Raw genomic sequence first — 16645 nt, forward strand, 5'->3', positions numbered from 1 at the left:
CGCAGGAGCCGACAGCTCCCATCAACCCACGATGCGTACGGCCTGCGCAGCGTTGCGATAGCGTTCGGCGCGACGGGTACGGTCGTTTACCGTGCCGGCCAGCTGGCCGCAGGCTGCCGCAATATCGTCGCCACGGGTCGTGCGCACGGTAACGGTAAAGCCTTTGTCGAGCAAAATCTGCTGAAAGCGTCGCAAAGCGTTGTTGCTCACGCGCTGGTAGTCAGACAGCTCAAACGGGTTAAAGGGTATCAGATTTATCTTGACCGGCACATCGCGCAGCAGCTCCGCCAGCTGTTCGGCGTGCTCGGGGCGGTCATTGACCTCCCGCATCAGGGTGTACTCGATGGTCATTTTCCGGTGGGTATCCGGCATCCGCTCGATATAGCGCTTGGCGCTGTCGAGCAGCATGGCGATGGGATATTTCCTGTTGATGGGGACCAGCTCGTTGCGGAGCTCATCGTTGGGCGCATGGAGGGAAATCGCCAGGCTCACGTCAGTCACGTCTGCCAGCTTATCCAGTGCAGGCACCACGCCGGAGGTACTCAGGGTGACGCGACGCTTGGAGATGCCATAGGCATTGTCCTCCATCATCAGGTTCATTGCGTCCACCACGTTATCGAAGTTGAGCAGCGGTTCACCCATGCCCATCATCACGACGTTGGTCACCTTGCGCGGCCCCCTGGGCTCCAACTGGCCGAAAGACTTACAGGCGATCCAGACCTGGGCGATGATCTCCGCCGCAGTCAGGTCCCGATTGAAGCCCTGCTTGCCCGTGGCGCAGAAGCTGCAGTCCAGTGAGCAACCCACCTGGCTGGACACACACAGGGTGCCACGCTCGCCGTCGGGGATATAAACCGTCTCAATGGCGCTGCCACCATCCACCTTGATCAGCCACTTGCGCGTGCCGTCCGACGAGTCCCACTGCCCCAGCACCTCCGGTGCGCGAATCTCGGCCACCTCGGCCAGTTTCTCGCGCAGGGCCTTGCTGACATTGGTCATCTGGGAAAAGTCATCCACGCCACTCTGGTGAATCCACTTCAGCACCTGCACGGCGCGAAAGCGCTTTTCACCCAGCGACTCGAAGAACGCGGTCAGCTTTTCGACCGATAGGCCGAGCAGATTCACTTTTTCGGTTTGTGCCTGGGTCATGGGTTCACCTCGGGGAGTGGATTGCGCCGGCCCGGACGGGCCGGCGCGAGTGCGGCCTTAGGCGCGCGGGCAGATTTCGTCGTCGGCGAAAAAGTAGCTTACTTCGCGGGCGGCGGACTCGGTGGAGTCGGAGCCGTGCACGGCGTTGGCGTCGATGCTGTTGGCAAAATCCGCACGGATGGTGCCGGCTTCGGCTTCCTTCGGGTTGGTGGCACCCATCAGGTCGCGGTTGGCCAGTACGGCGTTCTCACCTTCCAGTACCTGAACGACAACCGGACCGGAAGTCATGAAGTCCACCAGATCCTTGAAGAAGGGACGCTCCTTGTGCTCGGCGTAGAAGCCCTCGGCCTTTTCGCGGCTCAGGTGCAGCATTTTCATCGCGACAATGCGCAGGCCGGCCTTCTCGAAACGGCTTTCGATTTCGCCGATAACATTCTTTGCTACCGCGTCCGGCTTGATGATGGAAAGAGTGCGCTCCAGGGCCATGTTGTTCTCCAGTTAACAGTGTTTAAAAAGCAAAAAGAGCAACCGCAGCTGCTCTTCCCTGAATTCCTTACAGTCGCGACCGGGCCAGTGGCCGGCCGCCGACGCCGCGAACCGGGGCCCGGCAATGCCGACCCCACCTATCGCGGCGGGCGGATTATACGCGTAACTGCATGAAGTTTGTACTATTTCTATGTGCCAGCGGGGCCGAAACCCGGCCAGGTAGACTGCTCAGTCGGCTTCCTCGATCCAGGCGGCCTGGATGGCCTCGAGGATCTTCTCACCGCAGCGCGCCGGATCGTCATCGAAACCCGGCAGCTCGATTACCCAGTTACGCAGGTCGACAAAGTTCACCCGCAGGGGGTCCACCTCCGGATGGGCCTCGACCAGCTCGATGGCGATGTCATTGATATCCGTCCACTTCATGTGCGCGTCTCCGCTCCTGTATTCAAAGACCGACCTCGGGGTCAGTGCTTCTCAGATACCTGGTTGATAGTGTACTTGGGAATCTCGACCACGAGATCCTCGTCGTCGACGATGGCCTGGCAGGACAGGCGCGACTCGGGCTCCAGGCCCCAGGCCTTGTCCAGCAGGTCCTCTTCCAGCTCGTCCGGCTCACCCAGGGAGTCGAAGCCCTCACGGACAATGACGTGGCAGGTAGTGCAGGCACAGGATTTTTCGCAGGCGTGCTCGATTTCCACACCGTTGGCCAGCGCCGCATCGCAGACACTGACACCACTTTCCACTTCCACCACCTTGCCCTCCGGACAGATCTCCTCGTGGGGCAAAAATACGATTTTCGGCATAGTTGGATAACTCGCTATGGTCTCAATTCCGGGCGGTCTCGCCCGCCCCGCCCGATCGCCGGCTCCTCTTACTGAGAACCGGGTCAAAGGCTGTTATTGATCGAATTCGTCCAGGGTATGGCCCTGCATGGCGCGCCGGATGGAAGCATCCATCCGCCGGGCCGCAAACGGTCCGGAAACCTCGTTGAGGGTCTCGATCCTCCGGCGTATCTCGTCGGCGTCACCACCGTTATGGGCCAGCCGCAGGGCCTCCATGGCCTTCTCCAGTTCGTTCAGCTCACCCTCGTCCAGGAGTTCGGCGCCATTTTCCTGCAGCGCCACCAGCAGCGCCTCCAGGCTGCGCTCTGCCTCGACCCGCGCCTCGCGCACTGCGCGCGCGGCAACATCCTCTTCGGCGTGCTCGTAGGAGTCCTGCAGCATACGGGTGATATCAGCGTCCTCGAGGCCGTATGACGGCTTGACGGTGATATCGGCACTCACGCCACTACTCTTTTCCATCGCCGTAACCGACAGCAGCCCATCCGCATCCACCTGGAAGGTCACCCGGATATGGGCCGCGCCGGCGGTCATGGGAGGGATTCCCCGCAGCTCGAAGCGGGCCAGCGAGCGGCAGTCCTGCACCAGCTCCCGCTCGCCCTGTACCACATGAATCGCCATCGCGGTCTGGCCATCCCGGAAGGTGGTGAACTCCTGCGCCTTGGCCACCGGTATGGTGGTGTTACGGGCAATCAGCTTCTCCGTTAGACCGCCCATGGTCTCGATGCCCAGCGACAACGGAATCACATCCAGCAACAACAGGTCGTCGCCGGACTTGTTGCCCACCAGCACGTCCGCCTGCAGGGCGGCACCGATCGCAACCACCTGGTCCGGGTCGATGTCCGCGTGGGGAGCGCGACCAAAAAATGACTCGACCCGCTCGCGGACCCGCAGGGTACGGGTGGAACCGCCCACCAGCACCACTTCCTGCACGTCCTCGGCTGTCACACCGGCGTCACGCAGGGCGCGCTTGCAAGCGCGCAGGGTCTTGTCGATCATCGGGTCCAGCAGTGCCGCCATTCCCTCGCGATCGAGAGTGCCACGCCAGTCGCCGTACTCCACCTCGACCGCATCCTGTGCGGACAGCGCCTCCTTGGCGGCGCAGGCGCGATCGAGCAGTGCCCGCTGGGTCGCCACATCGTGATTGGTCCCCAGTCCGGCCTGCTCTGCAATCCAGCCGGCAATGGCCCGGTCGAAATCGTCGCCGCCCAGGGCGGAGTCGCCGCCGGTGGACAGCACTTCAAACACGCCACGGGACAGGCGCAGGATGGATATATCAAAGGTACCGCCACCCAGGTCGTAGACGGCGATGACGCCCTCCTCTCCCTGGTCCAGGCCGTAGGCAACGGCCGCCGCAGTAGGCTCGTTGAGCAGCCGCAGCACGTGCAGGCCCGCCAGTTGCGCGGCATCCTTGGTGGCCTGTCGCTGGGCGTCGTCAAAATAGGCAGGCACGGTGATCACCGCGCCATCGAGTTCGCCGCCCAGCGCCCCGCTGCCCCGGGATGCCAGCACTTTCAGGATTTCGGCGGAGACCTGTACCGGGTTGACCGGACCGGCAACTGTCTCGATCGATACCATACCGCCCTTGTCCGCCTCATCACTGGACTGGACAAAATGATATGGCAGCTGCTCACCGAAGCTCTTCACGTCCCCGATGCCACGGCCCATAAAGCGCTTGATGGACAGCATGGTGTTGTAGGGGTCGGCACCCGCGCATTGCCGCGCCGCAGAGCCCACCGTAACTGCACCGCCCTCACTGTAGTGGACCGCCGACGGCAGGATGACACTGCCATCCTCACCCTCTATCGCCGCAGCACTGCCACTGCGGACAGTCGCAACCAGCGAGTTGGTGGTACCCAGGTCGATACCCACCGCACGCTTGCGCTGGTGGGGCTCGGGAGTCTGTCCGGGCTCGGATATCTGCAGTAATGCCATCAGCTAACTCGTTCTCGCTATCGGTCACTTCATCTGGTGTGGGCGCCAACCCGGCTTCCAGCCCGGGGAAAAGCATTCCTGCCGGGACAGCCGGCCGAATTGCAGCCGCTCACCAGTCTTCGAATTCTCAGCAATCCGCCGGGATCAGAAATCGCCCAGCAGATCCTCTTCCAGTTCCTCAACCTGATGCTGCAATTTGCGCAGGAACTGCAGCTTGAGCAGGGAGTCTTTCGCCGGTTCCAGCTCGCCATCGGCAAATCGCTGGGCAAAACGCTCCTGCTCCGAGGAGAACAACCGGGAAACCTCGTCTTCCAGCGCATCCAGTGCGGCGGCCGGGTCCGCCTCACTGCGCACCTCCTCGAGGCGCTCGCGCAGCATCATCTGCTGCATCAGGAATTCCGCATCTGCCGTGGTCTGCTCGGGGCTGATCTCTACTCCGGCCAACTCCAGCAGGTAGCCGGCACGGGCAACCGGTTCGCGCAGGGTGTTGTGCGCCTCGTTGATCTGCGCCGCGTACTGCATGGCCAGCATCTGCTCGCGGTCAGAGCGGGCAGCGTACTTGTCCGGGTGGAATTCCCGCTGCAGCTCGCGGTAGCGCTGCGCCAGCGCCTCGCGGTCCACGCTGAACCCCGGTTTCAGGCCAAAAATCTCGAAATAATTGTGTTGCTCACTCATCGAATTTCCGGTTCCCACCCTGTCCTTACAAAAAAGGCCGGCGTGCAGTGACGCACCCGGCCTCCCAACCCGGCCATGCCAGGCTCACACGTGAAAACTTTCGCCGCAACCGCACTCGTTCTTCACATTCGGGTTGGAAAAGGCAAAGCCCTCATTCAACCCTTCCTTGACGAAGTCCAGCTCGGTGCCGTCGAGGTACACCAGGCTTTTGGGATCCACGACCAGCTTTACCCCACCGTGGTCAAAAACCTCATCCTCGGCACTGGCCTCATCCACGAACTCGAGTACGTACTGCATACCCGAGCAGCCGGCAGTCCTGACACCCACGCGGATGCCGATGCCCTTGCCGCGGCTGGCGAGCTGGCGCTCGATGTGCGCCCGGGCCGCCTCTGTCATGGTAATTGCCATAAAATCGCCTTACTGCTTAGCTGGCCGCGCTCTCATTCACCTTGCTGGTACGCTTTTCACGGATATCGCGCACCGCGGCCTTGATTGCGTCTTCGGCCAGTACGGAACAGTGAATTTTTACCGGCGGCAGGGCCAGCTCTTCAGCGATGGCAGTGTTTTTGATCTGCTCCGCCTCATCGATGCTCTTGCCTTTCACCCACTCGGTCAGCAGGGAGCTGGAGGCAATGGCTGAACCACAGCCGTAGGTCTTGAACTTGGCATCCTCGATAATGCCGTCGTCATTCACCTGGATCTGCAGGCGCATCACGTCGCCACAGGCGGGCGCACCGACCATGCCGGTACCGACATTGTCAGACTTGTCGTCCATACGGCCGACGTTACGCGGATGCTCATAGTGATCGATTACTTTGTCGCTATAGGCCATGACTATTCTCCTGGATCATTCACGTGCGTTAATGGGCGGCCCATTCAATAGAATTGAGGTCGATACCGTCTTTATACATATCCCACAGCGGTGACAGCTCACGCAGTTTCTCCACCGCCTTGCGGACCTCGGCCGCGGCGTTGTCCACGTCCTGCTCGCTGGTAAAACGTCCAAAACTGAACCGCAGGGAGCTGTGGGCCAGCTCGTCGTTCACGCCCAGGGCACGCAGCACGTAACTGGGCTCCAGGCTCGCGGAGGTACAGGCAGAGCCGGAGGAAATTGCCAGGTCTTTCAGTGACATGATCAGGCTCTCACCCTCGACAAAGGCAAAACTGACATTCAGGTTGCCCGGAATCCGCTGCTCGAAAGATCCGTTGACGTGGACTTCCTCCATGTCCTTGATGGCGTCCCAGAACCGGTTGCGCAACATCAGCAGGCGCTCGTTCTCTGCCGCCATCTCTTCTTTGGCGATGCGGAACGCCTCACCCATGCCCACGATCTGGTGGGTCGGCAGGGTACCGGAACGCATGCCGCGCTCGTGACCGCCACCGTGGATCTGAGCCTCAATCCGCACACGCGGCTTGCGGCGCACAAAGAGGGCACCGATACCCTTGGGTCCGTATATCTTGTGGCCGGAGAAGGACATCAGGTCCACTTTCATCTCGCCCAGGTCAATCGGCAGCTTGCCGGCGCTCTGGGCCGCATCCACATGGAAAATCACCTTACGCGCCCGGCATATTTCACCGATTGCGGCGATGTCATTGATCACGCCAATCTCGTTGTTGACATGCATCAGGCTCACCAGGATGGTGTCCTCACGCAGTGCCTCCTCGACCTGCTCCGGGTAGACAATGCCGTCTGCACGGGGATTCAGGTAGGTCACTTCAAAACCCTCGCGCTCCAGCTGGCGGCAGGCATCCAGCACCGCTTTGTGTTCGATCTTGGAGGTGATGATGTGTTTACCGCGCCCTTGGTAGAAGTGCGCAGCGCCCTTGATGGCCAGGTTGTCTGACTCGGTGGCGCCGCTGGTCCAAACAATTTCACGGGGGTCTGCATTCACCAGTTCGGCGACATGGCGACGTGCGTCTTCCACCGCCTCTTCCGCTTTCCAGCCGAACAGGTGCGAGCGGGAGGCCGGGTTACCGAAGTTACCCTCCATCGTCAGCTGCTCCGCCATCTTGGCGGCGACCCGCGGGTCCACCGGGCAGGTAGCGGCATAATCCAGGTAAATGGGAAGCTTCATATTCAATTCTCTCCGCGCACTGGTCTGTCTATTCGCGTGTGCTCTCGGGTTTAAATCCGGGGGCCTGGCAGGCTGCTGTCACTGCAGGCTGCCAATAACCGCCACTTTCTCTTCCGGCGCCGCCTCCCGCATATCCTGGCGGCGCGCCACTTCCTGAACTTCGGCCCGCGCCACCAGGTGCGCCAGGCTGATACCGCTCAGGAAGCCGTGAATCTGTTCGCTCAGGTCACACCACAGATAGTGGGTGAGACACTGTTCGCCACCGGCACAATCACTGTTGCCACCACAACTGGTGGCATCCACCGACTCGTTGACCGCGTCGACGATCTGGGCGACATAAATGTCGTCACCGGTGCGCGCAAGGCGATAGCCGCCGCCCGGGCCGCGCACGCTGGAAACCAGCCCCGACTGGCGCAGCCGGGAGAAGAGCTGTTCAAGGTATGACAGGGAAATCCCCTGGCGCTTGGATATGTCTGCCAGGCTGATCGGGCCACGATCGGCGTGTAACGCCAGATCCAGCATCGCTGTGACCGCGTAGCGGCCTTTGGTTGTCAAACGCATGTCAGCTCCTGACTGGTCCATCGCCCTATCGACGGGGCGCGAGTATGGAATAACCAACTATCTCAGTCAAGTATATAACCCCGCATGCCAGTCGGGTATTCAGCGACAGCCCGCCCGCGGGCTCCGGCCCTATTTTTCCGTCGATTCGCTGTCGGACTGGCTGTCCGGGCGCCCTTTGCCACCGGTGCGGTAAATATAGTTCTGGATTGCCGTCAGCATGCCCCGCAATATGCCCAGCTCCATATCATCCGGACGGACCCGACTGAACAGTCGACGCAACCGGGTCATGGTCTGGCGGGGATTGTCGGGGTCGATAAAGCCAAGCTCTCCCAGGGACTGCTGCAGGTGCTCGAAATAAAGCTCCATATCGCTCGCCTTGGCCGGCGGCCGGTCCCAGTCGGCATAGCTGAGGGGCTCCCCTTTCTCCGCCTCCAGTGCTGCCACACGTACCTCGTAAGCGAGCACCTGCACCGCGGTGGCCAGGTTGAGGGAGCTGTATTCCGGGTTGGCAGGGATATGCACATGGAAGTTACAGGCCTGCAGTTCCTCGTTGGTGAGGCCACGGTCCTCGCGCCCGAATACCAGCGCCACCGGGTGGGTGGCCGCTTCCGCCACCGTCCGCTCACCACACTGCCGCGGGGTCAGCAGGGGCCAGGGAATCCGGCGTTCACGGGCGCTGGTAGCCACCACCAGGCCACAGTCCGCCACTGCCTCCTCGAGGGTATCCACCACCACCGCGGTTCCCAGCAGGTCGGCGGCGCCGGCGGCGCGCCAGATGGCATTGGCGGCGGGAAACTCGCGCGGCGCCACCAGGTACAACTGCTTCAGCCCCATGTTCTTGAGGGCACGCGCGGCACCGCCAATATTGCCCGGGTGGGCGCTATTCACCAGCACCACGCGCACGTTGTCGAGCGCACTGGGCGGAGCGGTATCGATAGGAGACTTGGCCATACTGTAGAAATAGTCCGGGCGATTGCGGGCGCGCGAGTGTAGCAAATCTGGCCAAGAATCCCTACAATCGCCGCGGCCGGCCAGCCCGGCCCCGGAGATCCTGGGACTTCCCAGTCATGCATCTCCCGCTTTTTAACCTCTCAACCACTTAGTGCGGACAAGTTATGGAACCCATGCTGAATATCGCCCTGCGCGCGGCGCGCAAGGCCGGTGAACTGATCGAGCGCGCCTGGGAGCGCGACGTGACCAGGTTCGAGGAAAAGGGGCGCAACGATTTCGTCACTGAAGTGGACCGCGCCAGCGAGCAGGAAATCATCTATCACCTGCGCAAGGCTTACCCCAAGCACAGCATCCGCGCTGAAGAGAGCGGCTTTCACGAGGGCGCCGAACCCGAGTACGAGTGGATCATCGACCCGCTCGACGGCACCACCAATTTCATTCACGGTATCCCTCAGTTTGCGGTCTCCATTGCCTGCCGTTACCGCGGGCGCATCGAGCACGCAGTGGTCCTGGACCCGATCAAGCGCGAGGAATTCACTGCCAGCCGTGGTCGCGGCGCAGCGCTGAATGGACGCCGTATCCGCGTCACCAACCGCCAGAACCTGCGCGGCGCACTGATCGGCACCGGTATCCCCTTTAACGGTCCGGCACTCGACAATATCGACCCCTACCTTGCCGCCCTGAAGGAAATTGCCGGCCAGACTTCCGGTATTCGCCGCCCCGGCGCTGCCGCACTCGACCTGGCCTATGTGGCCGCGGGCCGGTTTGACGGCTTCTGGGAAATGTACCTGAACACCTGGGATATCGCCGCAGGCTCACTCCTGGTCAAGGAAGCCGGCGGACTGATCAGCGATTTCCGCGGTGGTGATGATTACCTGGACAGCGGTCACCTGGTGTGCGCCAGCCCCAAGGTGTTCAAGCCCCTGCTGCAGATCGTGGGGCGTCACCTGGGCGGGGTTCGCTGATCACTTCCCCGGGGGCCCGGTAGTCCCACACCAGCCCCCGAAACTCAGGCTGTTTCTGTCGTGTACCCTTCCCTGCCGGGAAGGCGATCGCGCAGGAACTCCTCGAGCGGCCGGGGGTGGCCGACATGGTAGCCCTGCACCAGGTTCACACCCAGCGATGCCATGCGCCGCAGTGTCGCCTCATCCTCCACATACTCCGCCACCGTCCGCGCGCCGAGACGCTGGGCAATCTGGTGAATGGACTCGACGATAATCAGGTCGACAAAGTTCTCCTCCACCTGGCGGACAAAGCTGCCATCGATCTTGATGTAATCAATCGTGAAAGATTTCAGGTAGCCGAACGAACTCAATCCGTTACCGAAGTCATCCAGGGCGATGCGGCAACCGAGCCTACGCAACTCGGTTACAAAGCGGCTGGCGCTGTCCATATGGCTGATAATCGCCGTCTCTGTAATTTCGAAACTGATCCTGCCGCGCGGCACCGGCGTTCGCTCCAGCACCCCGAGCAGGTAGAACTGGAAGCCCTCATCGCCGAGGGCATCAGCCGAGATATTTAACGCAAAACTGAAGCCCGCAGTGGCTATTGCCCCGCCGTTCTTTACCAGTGTCTCATCCACCACCCAGCGATCAATTGCCAGCATCAGTCCATAACGCTCGGCCGCCGGCACGAATGAATCGGGCATCAACAACTGCCCCGAGTCGTCATACATCCTCAATAAGAACTCGTAATGACTGACGCGACCGGTATTTGCGGCCTCGGCAATCGGTTGCATGTGGAGGGAGAACCGCCCACTGTCGATGGCATCCCGGATTACCGAAGCCATCATGATTTCCCGGTGCTGGTCGGCGGCAGCGCTCTTGCCCAGGTCATAGGTCATGACAGAACCGCGCCTGGCTCGCTTGGCGGAGAAGCAAGCCACGTCAGCCTGGCTTAGCAGGTCCCCGGGGTGGTGGTTGCGGCTGTTGATTTCGGTAATACCGGCACTCGCGCCGACATCGTACACCCGGTTGTTCCACGGGAACCGCAGGGCGGCAATCTGGCCCAGCAGGGCCTGGCAACGCTCCCGCGCCCGCTCTCGATCACAGTAACGCAGTAACAGGCCGAATTCGTCGCCACCGAGACGGGCGACACTGTCCGCCTTCTGCAAGTGTCCACGGAGGCATTTGCTGACCTGGCGCAACAGGTCGTCTCCGGCGATATGGCCGGCGCTGTCATTGACCAGCTTGAAGCGATCCAGGTCGAGGTAGACGAGCGAGTGGCAGGCATTATCTTCCAACGCCTCGCGGGTAGCCTCCTGCAGCGCCCGCTTGAATGCATCGCGATTGGGCAGGCCGGTGAGGTCGTCGTGAGACGCCTTGTAACTCAACTGGCGAATCAGCTCACGCTGCTGGCTGACATCCTGGATGACCAGCACCGTCCCCAGCAGGTCACCTTCATGTCTCCGCAAGGGGGATACCGACCAGGTAATGTCATAGCGGTGCCCGCTGAGGCTCGTCAGGCTGGCATCGCCACTACCGAAAATAACCCGCGACTGCCCCAGGCAACTGGCAACGGCAGTGCTGAGGTCGGGACCGTCCTCATCACCTTCCACATGGCAGACTGCATCCAACGGCCTGCCTTCGGCGTCCCGGCCCAGCCAGCCGGTAAGGTTCTCGGCCATCGGGTTCATGTAGTTGACACGCATCTGCGCATCGGTGGAAATCACCGCATCGGTAATCGACGCCAGCGTCACCTGCAGGCGCTCCTTCGCTTCCAACAGTCCCTGTTCACTGCGCTTGCGCCAGTCTATATCTTCGACCTGGGCCAGAATATAAAGGGCTTCCCCGCGGATATTGCGGGCTACCGATGCCCGCAGCTCGCCCCACACCGGATGGCCTTCGCGATGGGAATAACGCTTTTCCAGGCAGAGTGACTGGCCACTGTTCGCGGAAAATTTTTCCAGCAGGTCACGACTGCGCTCCATATCCTCCGGGTGGGTGAAGTCAAGCACGCTCCGGCCAAGAATCTCCCCTTCCGGGTATCCGAGGAAGTCGCAGAAACTCCGGTTTACCTGCCGGACTCGCCCCTCCAGTGAAACCACCAGGACACCGATGCGCGAACTTTCCACAGCGTCGCGAAAACTGCTTTCCATCTCCACGGCACGGGCACTGCGCCGGCGCTCAATATTGGTGAAAACCGCAACCAGGTAGGCCGGCATTACCGCAGCAAATGTGGCCAGCACGAGGCCAAACTGGGGTATTTCGACACCCGGGCCGGCAGGCTTCGGCCAACCGGAAATACCAGTGAGATGGCCCGCCATGGCAATGGTCACCACACAGATCACCACCAGGCTGGCAAGCAGGTTCAACACCGTTGCCGCCCAGACCAGTGCCAGGGAAATAAAAACGAATGGATAGGACTTGTATTCCAGCAGGACGAGGGTCAGCGCGGTGACGGCGATGGTAACCAGGGTGCAGTGCCCCCATCCGGCCCAGTTACCGCGAAAGCCATTCGCATCCTCATACAACAACAGAACTGGCAACAGGATCAGGATGCCCATGGCATCGGCGGCATACCAGAGCGGGAAGACCTCCGTGAACGCCGCGCCGGTATTCAGGACGACAAAGTAAGAGCCGATACTGGCACTGGAGAGCGGCGGCACAATGGCCGAGACCACGACGAATCGCAGCCAATGCCGTATACCGGAGAAATAATCATGCCGCGGGCAGAATTTTCTCAGCAGGACAGCCGCAACCGCGATTTCCGCAAGGCTGGCGAGGGTATATTCAACAGCTGACAACCACTCGAGCCCCAGCCACAGCACGGCGAAAAATGACGCGGTAAAGAAAGAGGCAAACAACACTGGCCAGTGCCGCACCGGGTGCCGATAGAGATAGGCGATAGCCACAGCATCAGCCAGCCACAGGAAAGCCGCACCATCGTCTGCGCTCAGCGCTTTTTTGCAGAAGACAATCAGAGCCGCACTGAGCATCGCGAGCGCCAGAGCACTTTCCCAGAGCGCGGAAGAATGCGCTCTGCGGCTTAACCGGTCATCTTGCCGAATTGAAGAAAACAATGGTTTCCCGCCCTATTATCCTGGTAGCCGCCAATAACGGCTGAATCCTGACTGATAGCCTTTCCCCGCGCCACACACCGTCATTTCAGGCCTGCAGCAGGCGCTTGAGTTGTCGTGCCAGCTGCACCAGGTCAAAAGCTGCAGGCAGGTGATCGGGGCCGCCGCCCTCTCCCGGCTCCCCTACCCGGATAAACGCAACACTACCGGTCAGCGGGTCTTCCCGCAGGATACGTCGCATATCGTCGGCGGACATGCCTGGCATACCGGACTCAAACAACACTGCATCCACTTTACGGGTCCGCGCCATAAAAATCGCCTCAACCGCATCGGTCGCGGCAACCAGTTGCACCTGCTCGGAATCTCCCAGGAGCACTCGCAACCGCTCGAGTTCGGAGGGACGGTTATCCACCAGCATCAGCTGGCACGGGGGCAGCTGCACGGGCGTACCGGCATGGGCTGGCATCTGGATCACTTCCGGCGCTGCGTCGATCAACGGAAAGTCGATCCAGAATATTGACCCCTGGTCCTCGTGACTGTCGAAGTCAATTCGCCCGCCCATCGCCTCTGTCAGGCGCTTGGCAATCGCCAGGCCCACGCCCGTCCCCTCTATTTGACCACGTTCCGCACCGAGGCGATTGAACGGCTCGAACACCTCGGCACGCCGACTCTCCGCAATTCCCTTACCGGTATCCAGGATGCTCAGGCGCAACCAGCCCTCCGCTTGCGGGGAAAAGTTGATCACTACCCGGCCGTTTTCCCGGTTGTACTTGACCGCGTTACCGGCAAGATTCAGGACGACCTGCTTGAAGCGCACCGGGTCAGCACAAATATACGCAGACTCCCACCCCAGCGGCTCGAAGATCACACTCACTTTACGGGTCTCGGCCAGGGGTTCCAGCAACCGCTTACAGTCCTCAACCAGCGCCGCGGGCTTGATCGGCTCCATGGAGGGCGCCAGGCGCTGGCTGTCAATACGGGCCAGCTCGAGCACATCCCCTACCAGGTGCAACAGGTGCTGGCCGGCACGGCGAATTTCACCGAGGCGCTGGCGCTGGTCCGGGTTGAGGCTCATTTCCAGTTCGACCATCTGGCTGTAACCCAGGATCGAATTCAGGGGAGTGCGGAGTTCGTGGCTCAGGCTGAGCAGCAATTCCGCCCGCACGGTACTCTCCTTGCGCTCGCTATCCAGCTCGCGCTCCAGGCGCTGCTGGGCCTCCCGGTACCCGGTGACGTCCTGGGCCAGTCCGAGCACGCGAACCGGCCTGCCTTCGCTGTTCTTCTGCAATTGCCCCCGGCAACGCACCCAGATGATTCCCCCATCGCGATGCCAGAGCCGGAATTCCACGTCCAGGGGCAACTGTTCCGAGATATGGTCGTGAAAAGCGCGTTCAGCGCGGGGCAGGTCTTCTGGCAGGATGCGCGACTTCCAGAGTTTCAGGGCACTGCGGGCATCCCGGTCTATGTGGTCGCTGTCGTAACCCAGCATGGACCAGCATGCCAGGTCCATCACCACCTCGTCCGCGAGCAGGTCCCACTCCCACAGGCCATCGCCCACCGCGCCCAGGGTCCAGAGGGCCCGCTCGCCCTGCAGCCCCGACTGGTCGCGCATGGCCAGCGGGTCAGTGAAGTCGGCGCAGCCACCAATAATCACCACATTGCCATTTTCGTCACCTGGCACACTCCGTCCCCACCAACGCAACCAGAGTTGCCGGCCGTCACGGGCAAAAGCGCGCACAGTGATATCAAAGGCCCCGCCCCCTGCGCTGACCCTGCGCCGGGCAACAAGCAGTTTCTCACGATCTTCACTGTGGACAGGGGTGAGTTCCTCCCCCGCCCAGAGGTTTTGCACCGCCGTGGCACCATCCTCGCCGAACAACGCCCAGATATCGCCGAAAGCGCTACACTGGCCACTATTCGGGTGCCATTCCCACAGGCCACAGTCCACATCGCGTAGCAGCTGGCGCATATGCAGGATTTGTCGCCGCACCAGCCATGGCGGTGCAGTCGTATCAGCCCCGGGCGGGGACAGCTGCAGGGGGAAATCGGTCACTTCGACAGGCATGGCTGGGTCACAGCATTGGTTGTTATTGGGGCTTTACCGGAAGTGAATCACTTATCCGCCTCCAAGAAAAGCCTGATCGATGGCAAGTACCGCGACCCGCAGGCAGGCAGGAGTGCCACCACCTGTCGCCTGGGCAAAAAAAAGGCCCCGCAATGCGGGGCCTGAATCAGCGATGATGAGAGAAAACGGGAAGTCACGCAGTAAAAGCTTTGCCATAAACCCCGTGATGGGTTCCCGTAGCGAGGACCTTTCGGCCGCTCGCAATCTAGATAATGCAACCGGTATGCCAACTTTGGTTTTTTTACGGATTTCCATCCACGGACGGCATGGCGCGGGGTTGGAACAGAGGGCAAAGCCCGCTGCGAAGCCGGATGGCGTGATCAGTACGCTCAATTTTCACCTCCCCCACGCTATCCTGAACCAATTCAGCCCGGAAACTGGTGCTAACGCACCAAAATCACGCACGCACGACCCCATAGCTGCCACATTTCGCAAACAGGCCGTGTCGGGCGTGCCTTGGCCCCCGGGATCGGGTAGGATCAAACCAGCAGCGACATCCTCGCACCGACTGGCAATTAGCCACTACCGGGTGCCCCCAACTACCGGTTCAATCAGGGTGTCGCTGGATGTAGCGCACAATTTAAGGTTGTTCTATGAATGCAGTATCCGAGGCCCCGCGTGTCTGGGTCACCACAATTCTTTTTGCCAGCACCGCGCTGGCGGCCCTCATCCTGGTGCCGCTGTACGGCCTGATGGTCGGTTACCACTGGTACCAGTGGCTGGCCTTTGCTGTTTACGGCGCCCTGTGCGGCCTGTCCATCACCGCCGGCTACCACCGCCTGTGGTCCCACCGCACCTACGAGGCCCACTGGTCCCTGCGCCTGCTGTTTGCGCTGTTCGGTGCCGCCGCGCTGCAGAACAGCGTGCTGGTATGGGGCTCCAGTCACCGCAGGCACCACCGCCATGTGGATGACAACGACCAGGACCCCTACTCCGCCCGCCGCGGTTTCTGGTTTTCCCATATCGGCTGGATGTTGCGCGATTACCCCAGTGGTCGCGAGAATTTCGAGAATGCCAAGGACCTGCAGCGCGACAAGATCGTGATGTGGCAACACAACCACTATATTGCCATCACCCTGGCCATGAACGTGGGCCTGACCTTCCTGCTTGGCTGGGTCACTGGCGACATCATCGGCATGATGCTGCTGGCGGGTATCCTGCGGATCGTGGTCAATCACCACACCACGTTCTTCATCAATTCACTCGCCCATATCTGGGGCCGCCGCCCCTACACGGACGAGAACACCGCCCGCGATAATGACCTGCTGGCGTTCTTTACCTTTGGCGAGGGGTACCACAACTACCACCATATCTTCCAGACGGACTACCGCAACGGCATTCGCTGGTATCACTGGGATCCCACCAAGTGGCTGATCCGCACCGCCAGCTGGTTCGGCCTGGCGAGCAACCTGAAGAAAGTGCCGGATATGCGTATCCACCGCGCCATGCTCACCATGCAATTCAAGCGCGCCGAGCAGAAACTGCAGGAATCCACGCACAAGGAGAGCTGGCGCGAGCTGCTGGAAAAGGAAGCCCAGGAATTTTCCGCAGCCCTTGGGGAGTGGAAAGAACTGCAGTCACGCCGCTATGAGAATGCCCGCGAACGCCTGCTGGCCAAGTGGGAAAGCGCGGCCATCCGCACCCGCGTCAAGGAGCTGGAATACAGCATGAAGATGCAGCGCAAGCGCCTGCAGATCATGATGGAACAATTCCATCTCTGTCCCGCCACTGCCTGACCGGGCAACCGGCGCAGACAAAAAAGGGCGATCCTCGGATCGCCCTTTTTTTATTACTGTACCCTGCGCCAGTCCGGCGGGCGTATCACGGTCGC

At 61.2% G+C, this 16645-nt stretch carries 16 protein-coding genes; 2 read left to right on the plus strand and 14 right to left on the minus strand.

Annotated elements, in window-relative coordinates:
* Positions 1-21: 21 nt before the first annotated feature.
* From rlmN to trmJ, 11 genes are all read right to left on the minus strand, one after another.
* Positions 22-1149, minus strand: coding sequence for a dual-specificity RNA methyltransferase RlmN (rlmN, locus tag LVD10_RS13520; protein WP_233005932.1), 1128 nt, complete (start codon positions 1147-1149; stop codon positions 22-24).
* A 57-nt stretch (positions 1150-1206) separates the two neighbouring features.
* A complete protein-coding gene (gene ndk / locus LVD10_RS13525; protein WP_233005933.1) occupies positions 1207-1635 on the minus strand; it encodes a nucleoside-diphosphate kinase in 429 nt (142 codons plus the stop codon).
* Positions 1636-1863: 228 nt separating this feature from the next.
* A complete protein-coding gene (iscX, locus tag LVD10_RS13530) occupies positions 1864-2058 on the minus strand; it encodes a Fe-S cluster assembly protein IscX (protein ID WP_237063963.1) in 195 nt (64 codons plus the stop codon).
* A gap of 41 nt (positions 2059-2099) precedes the next feature.
* The gene (gene fdx / locus LVD10_RS13535) at positions 2100-2438 is read right to left on the minus strand and encodes an ISC system 2Fe-2S type ferredoxin (RefSeq protein ID WP_091509122.1); all 339 of its coding nucleotides are present in this window, start codon (positions 2436-2438) and stop codon (positions 2100-2102) included.
* A gap of 93 nt (positions 2439-2531) precedes the next feature.
* Complete coding sequence (gene hscA, locus LVD10_RS13540; protein ID WP_233005935.1) at positions 2532-4409, minus strand: Fe-S protein assembly chaperone HscA; 1878 nt, start codon at positions 4407-4409, stop codon at positions 2532-2534.
* 144 nt (positions 4410-4553) lie between these two features.
* The gene (gene hscB / locus LVD10_RS13545; protein ID WP_237063964.1) at positions 4554-5084 is read right to left on the minus strand and encodes a co-chaperone HscB; all 531 of its coding nucleotides are present in this window, start codon (positions 5082-5084) and stop codon (positions 4554-4556) included.
* An 84-nt stretch (positions 5085-5168) separates the two neighbouring features.
* The gene (iscA, locus tag LVD10_RS13550; protein WP_233005937.1) at positions 5169-5492 is read right to left on the minus strand and encodes an iron-sulfur cluster assembly protein IscA; all 324 of its coding nucleotides are present in this window, start codon (positions 5490-5492) and stop codon (positions 5169-5171) included.
* A 16-nt stretch (positions 5493-5508) separates the two neighbouring features.
* Positions 5509-5916 (minus strand): Fe-S cluster assembly scaffold IscU, encoded by a 408-nt coding sequence (gene iscU / locus LVD10_RS13555; RefSeq protein ID WP_233005938.1) that lies wholly within the window; start codon positions 5914-5916, stop codon positions 5509-5511.
* Between the two features lie 28 nt (positions 5917-5944).
* Positions 5945-7159 (minus strand): IscS subfamily cysteine desulfurase, encoded by a 1215-nt coding sequence (locus LVD10_RS13560; RefSeq protein WP_233005939.1) that lies wholly within the window; start codon positions 7157-7159, stop codon positions 5945-5947.
* Positions 7160-7237: 78 nt separating this feature from the next.
* Complete coding sequence (gene iscR, locus LVD10_RS13565; protein WP_233005940.1) at positions 7238-7720, minus strand: Fe-S cluster assembly transcriptional regulator IscR; 483 nt, start codon at positions 7718-7720, stop codon at positions 7238-7240.
* A gap of 129 nt (positions 7721-7849) precedes the next feature.
* Positions 7850-8671, minus strand: coding sequence for a tRNA (cytosine(32)/uridine(32)-2'-O)-methyltransferase TrmJ (gene trmJ, locus LVD10_RS13570; RefSeq protein WP_237063965.1), 822 nt, complete (start codon positions 8669-8671; stop codon positions 7850-7852).
* Positions 8672-8835: 164 nt separating this feature from the next.
* Here trmJ and LVD10_RS13575 point away from each other — a divergent pair, with 164 nt between their 5' ends.
* Positions 8836-9636, plus strand: a complete 801-nt coding sequence (locus LVD10_RS13575) for an inositol monophosphatase family protein (RefSeq protein WP_233005942.1) — start codon at positions 8836-8838, stop codon at positions 9634-9636.
* A 44-nt stretch (positions 9637-9680) separates the two neighbouring features.
* On the opposite strand, the gene LVD10_RS13580 is transcribed toward LVD10_RS13575, so the two are convergent.
* The 3 genes from LVD10_RS13580 to LVD10_RS13590 all read right to left on the minus strand — a co-directional run bounded on the left by LVD10_RS13580 (position 9681) and on the right by LVD10_RS13590 (position 15147).
* Positions 9681-12608: an EAL domain-containing protein gene (locus tag LVD10_RS13580; RefSeq protein ID WP_237063966.1), complete on the minus strand. Its 2928-nt coding sequence runs from the start codon at positions 12606-12608 to the stop codon at positions 9681-9683.
* Positions 12609-12777: 169 nt separating this feature from the next.
* Positions 12778-14754: an ATP-binding protein gene (locus tag LVD10_RS13585; protein ID WP_237063968.1), complete on the minus strand. Its 1977-nt coding sequence runs from the start codon at positions 14752-14754 to the stop codon at positions 12778-12780.
* A 51-nt stretch (positions 14755-14805) separates the two neighbouring features.
* A complete protein-coding gene (locus LVD10_RS13590; protein ID WP_233005945.1) occupies positions 14806-15147 on the minus strand; it encodes a hypothetical protein in 342 nt (113 codons plus the stop codon).
* Between the two features lie 260 nt (positions 15148-15407).
* Here LVD10_RS13590 and LVD10_RS13595 point away from each other — a divergent pair, with 260 nt between their 5' ends.
* On the plus strand, positions 15408-16550 hold the full coding sequence (locus LVD10_RS13595; protein ID WP_233005946.1) for an acyl-CoA desaturase: 1143 nt from the start codon (positions 15408-15410) through the stop codon (positions 16548-16550).
* Positions 16551-16645 lie beyond the last annotated feature (95 nt).

It is taken from the genome of Microbulbifer zhoushanensis (genome assembly GCF_021729055.1).
Taxonomy (GTDB): Bacteria; Pseudomonadota; Gammaproteobacteria; order Pseudomonadales; family Cellvibrionaceae; genus Microbulbifer; species Microbulbifer zhoushanensis.

Excerpts from the sequence above, each read along its gene's own strand:
- trmJ (WP_237063965.1), bottom strand. The coding sequence starts at position 8,671 with ATGGCCAAGTCTCCTATCGATACCGCTCCGCCCAGTGCGCTCGACAAC.
- iscA (WP_233005937.1), bottom strand. The coding sequence starts at position 5,492 with ATGGCAATTACCATGACAGAGGCGGCCCGGGCGCACATCGAGCGCCAG.
- hscB (WP_237063964.1), bottom strand. The coding sequence starts at position 5,084 with ATGAGTGAGCAACACAATTATTTCGAGATTTTTGGCCTGAAACCGGGG.
- ndk (WP_233005933.1), bottom strand. The coding sequence starts at position 1,635 with ATGGCCCTGGAGCGCACTCTTTCCATCATCAAGCCGGACGCGGTAGCA.
- LVD10_RS13575 (WP_233005942.1), top strand. The coding sequence starts at position 8,836 with ATGGAACCCATGCTGAATATCGCCCTGCGCGCGGCGCGCAAGGCCGGT.
- hscA (WP_233005935.1), bottom strand. The coding sequence starts at position 4,409 with ATGGCATTACTGCAGATATCCGAGCCCGGACAGACTCCCGAGCCCCAC.
- iscU (WP_233005938.1), bottom strand. The coding sequence starts at position 5,916 with ATGGCCTATAGCGACAAAGTAATCGATCACTATGAGCATCCGCGTAAC.
- fdx (WP_091509122.1), bottom strand. The coding sequence starts at position 2,438 with ATGCCGAAAATCGTATTTTTGCCCCACGAGGAGATCTGTCCGGAGGGC.
- LVD10_RS13595 (WP_233005946.1), top strand. The coding sequence starts at position 15,408 with ATGAATGCAGTATCCGAGGCCCCGCGTGTCTGGGTCACCACAATTCTT.
- rlmN (WP_233005932.1), bottom strand. The coding sequence starts at position 1,149 with ATGACCCAGGCACAAACCGAAAAAGTGAATCTGCTCGGCCTATCGGTC.
- LVD10_RS13580 (WP_237063966.1), bottom strand. The coding sequence starts at position 12,608 with ATGCTCAGTGCGGCTCTGATTGTCTTCTGCAAAAAAGCGCTGAGCGCA.
- LVD10_RS13585 (WP_237063968.1), bottom strand. The coding sequence starts at position 14,754 with ATGCCTGTCGAAGTGACCGATTTCCCCCTGCAGCTGTCCCCGCCCGGG.
- LVD10_RS13560 (WP_233005939.1), bottom strand. The coding sequence starts at position 7,159 with ATGAAGCTTCCCATTTACCTGGATTATGCCGCTACCTGCCCGGTGGAC.
- iscX (WP_237063963.1), bottom strand. The coding sequence starts at position 2,058 with ATGAAGTGGACGGATATCAATGACATCGCCATCGAGCTGGTCGAGGCC.
- iscR (WP_233005940.1), bottom strand. The coding sequence starts at position 7,720 with ATGCGTTTGACAACCAAAGGCCGCTACGCGGTCACAGCGATGCTGGAT.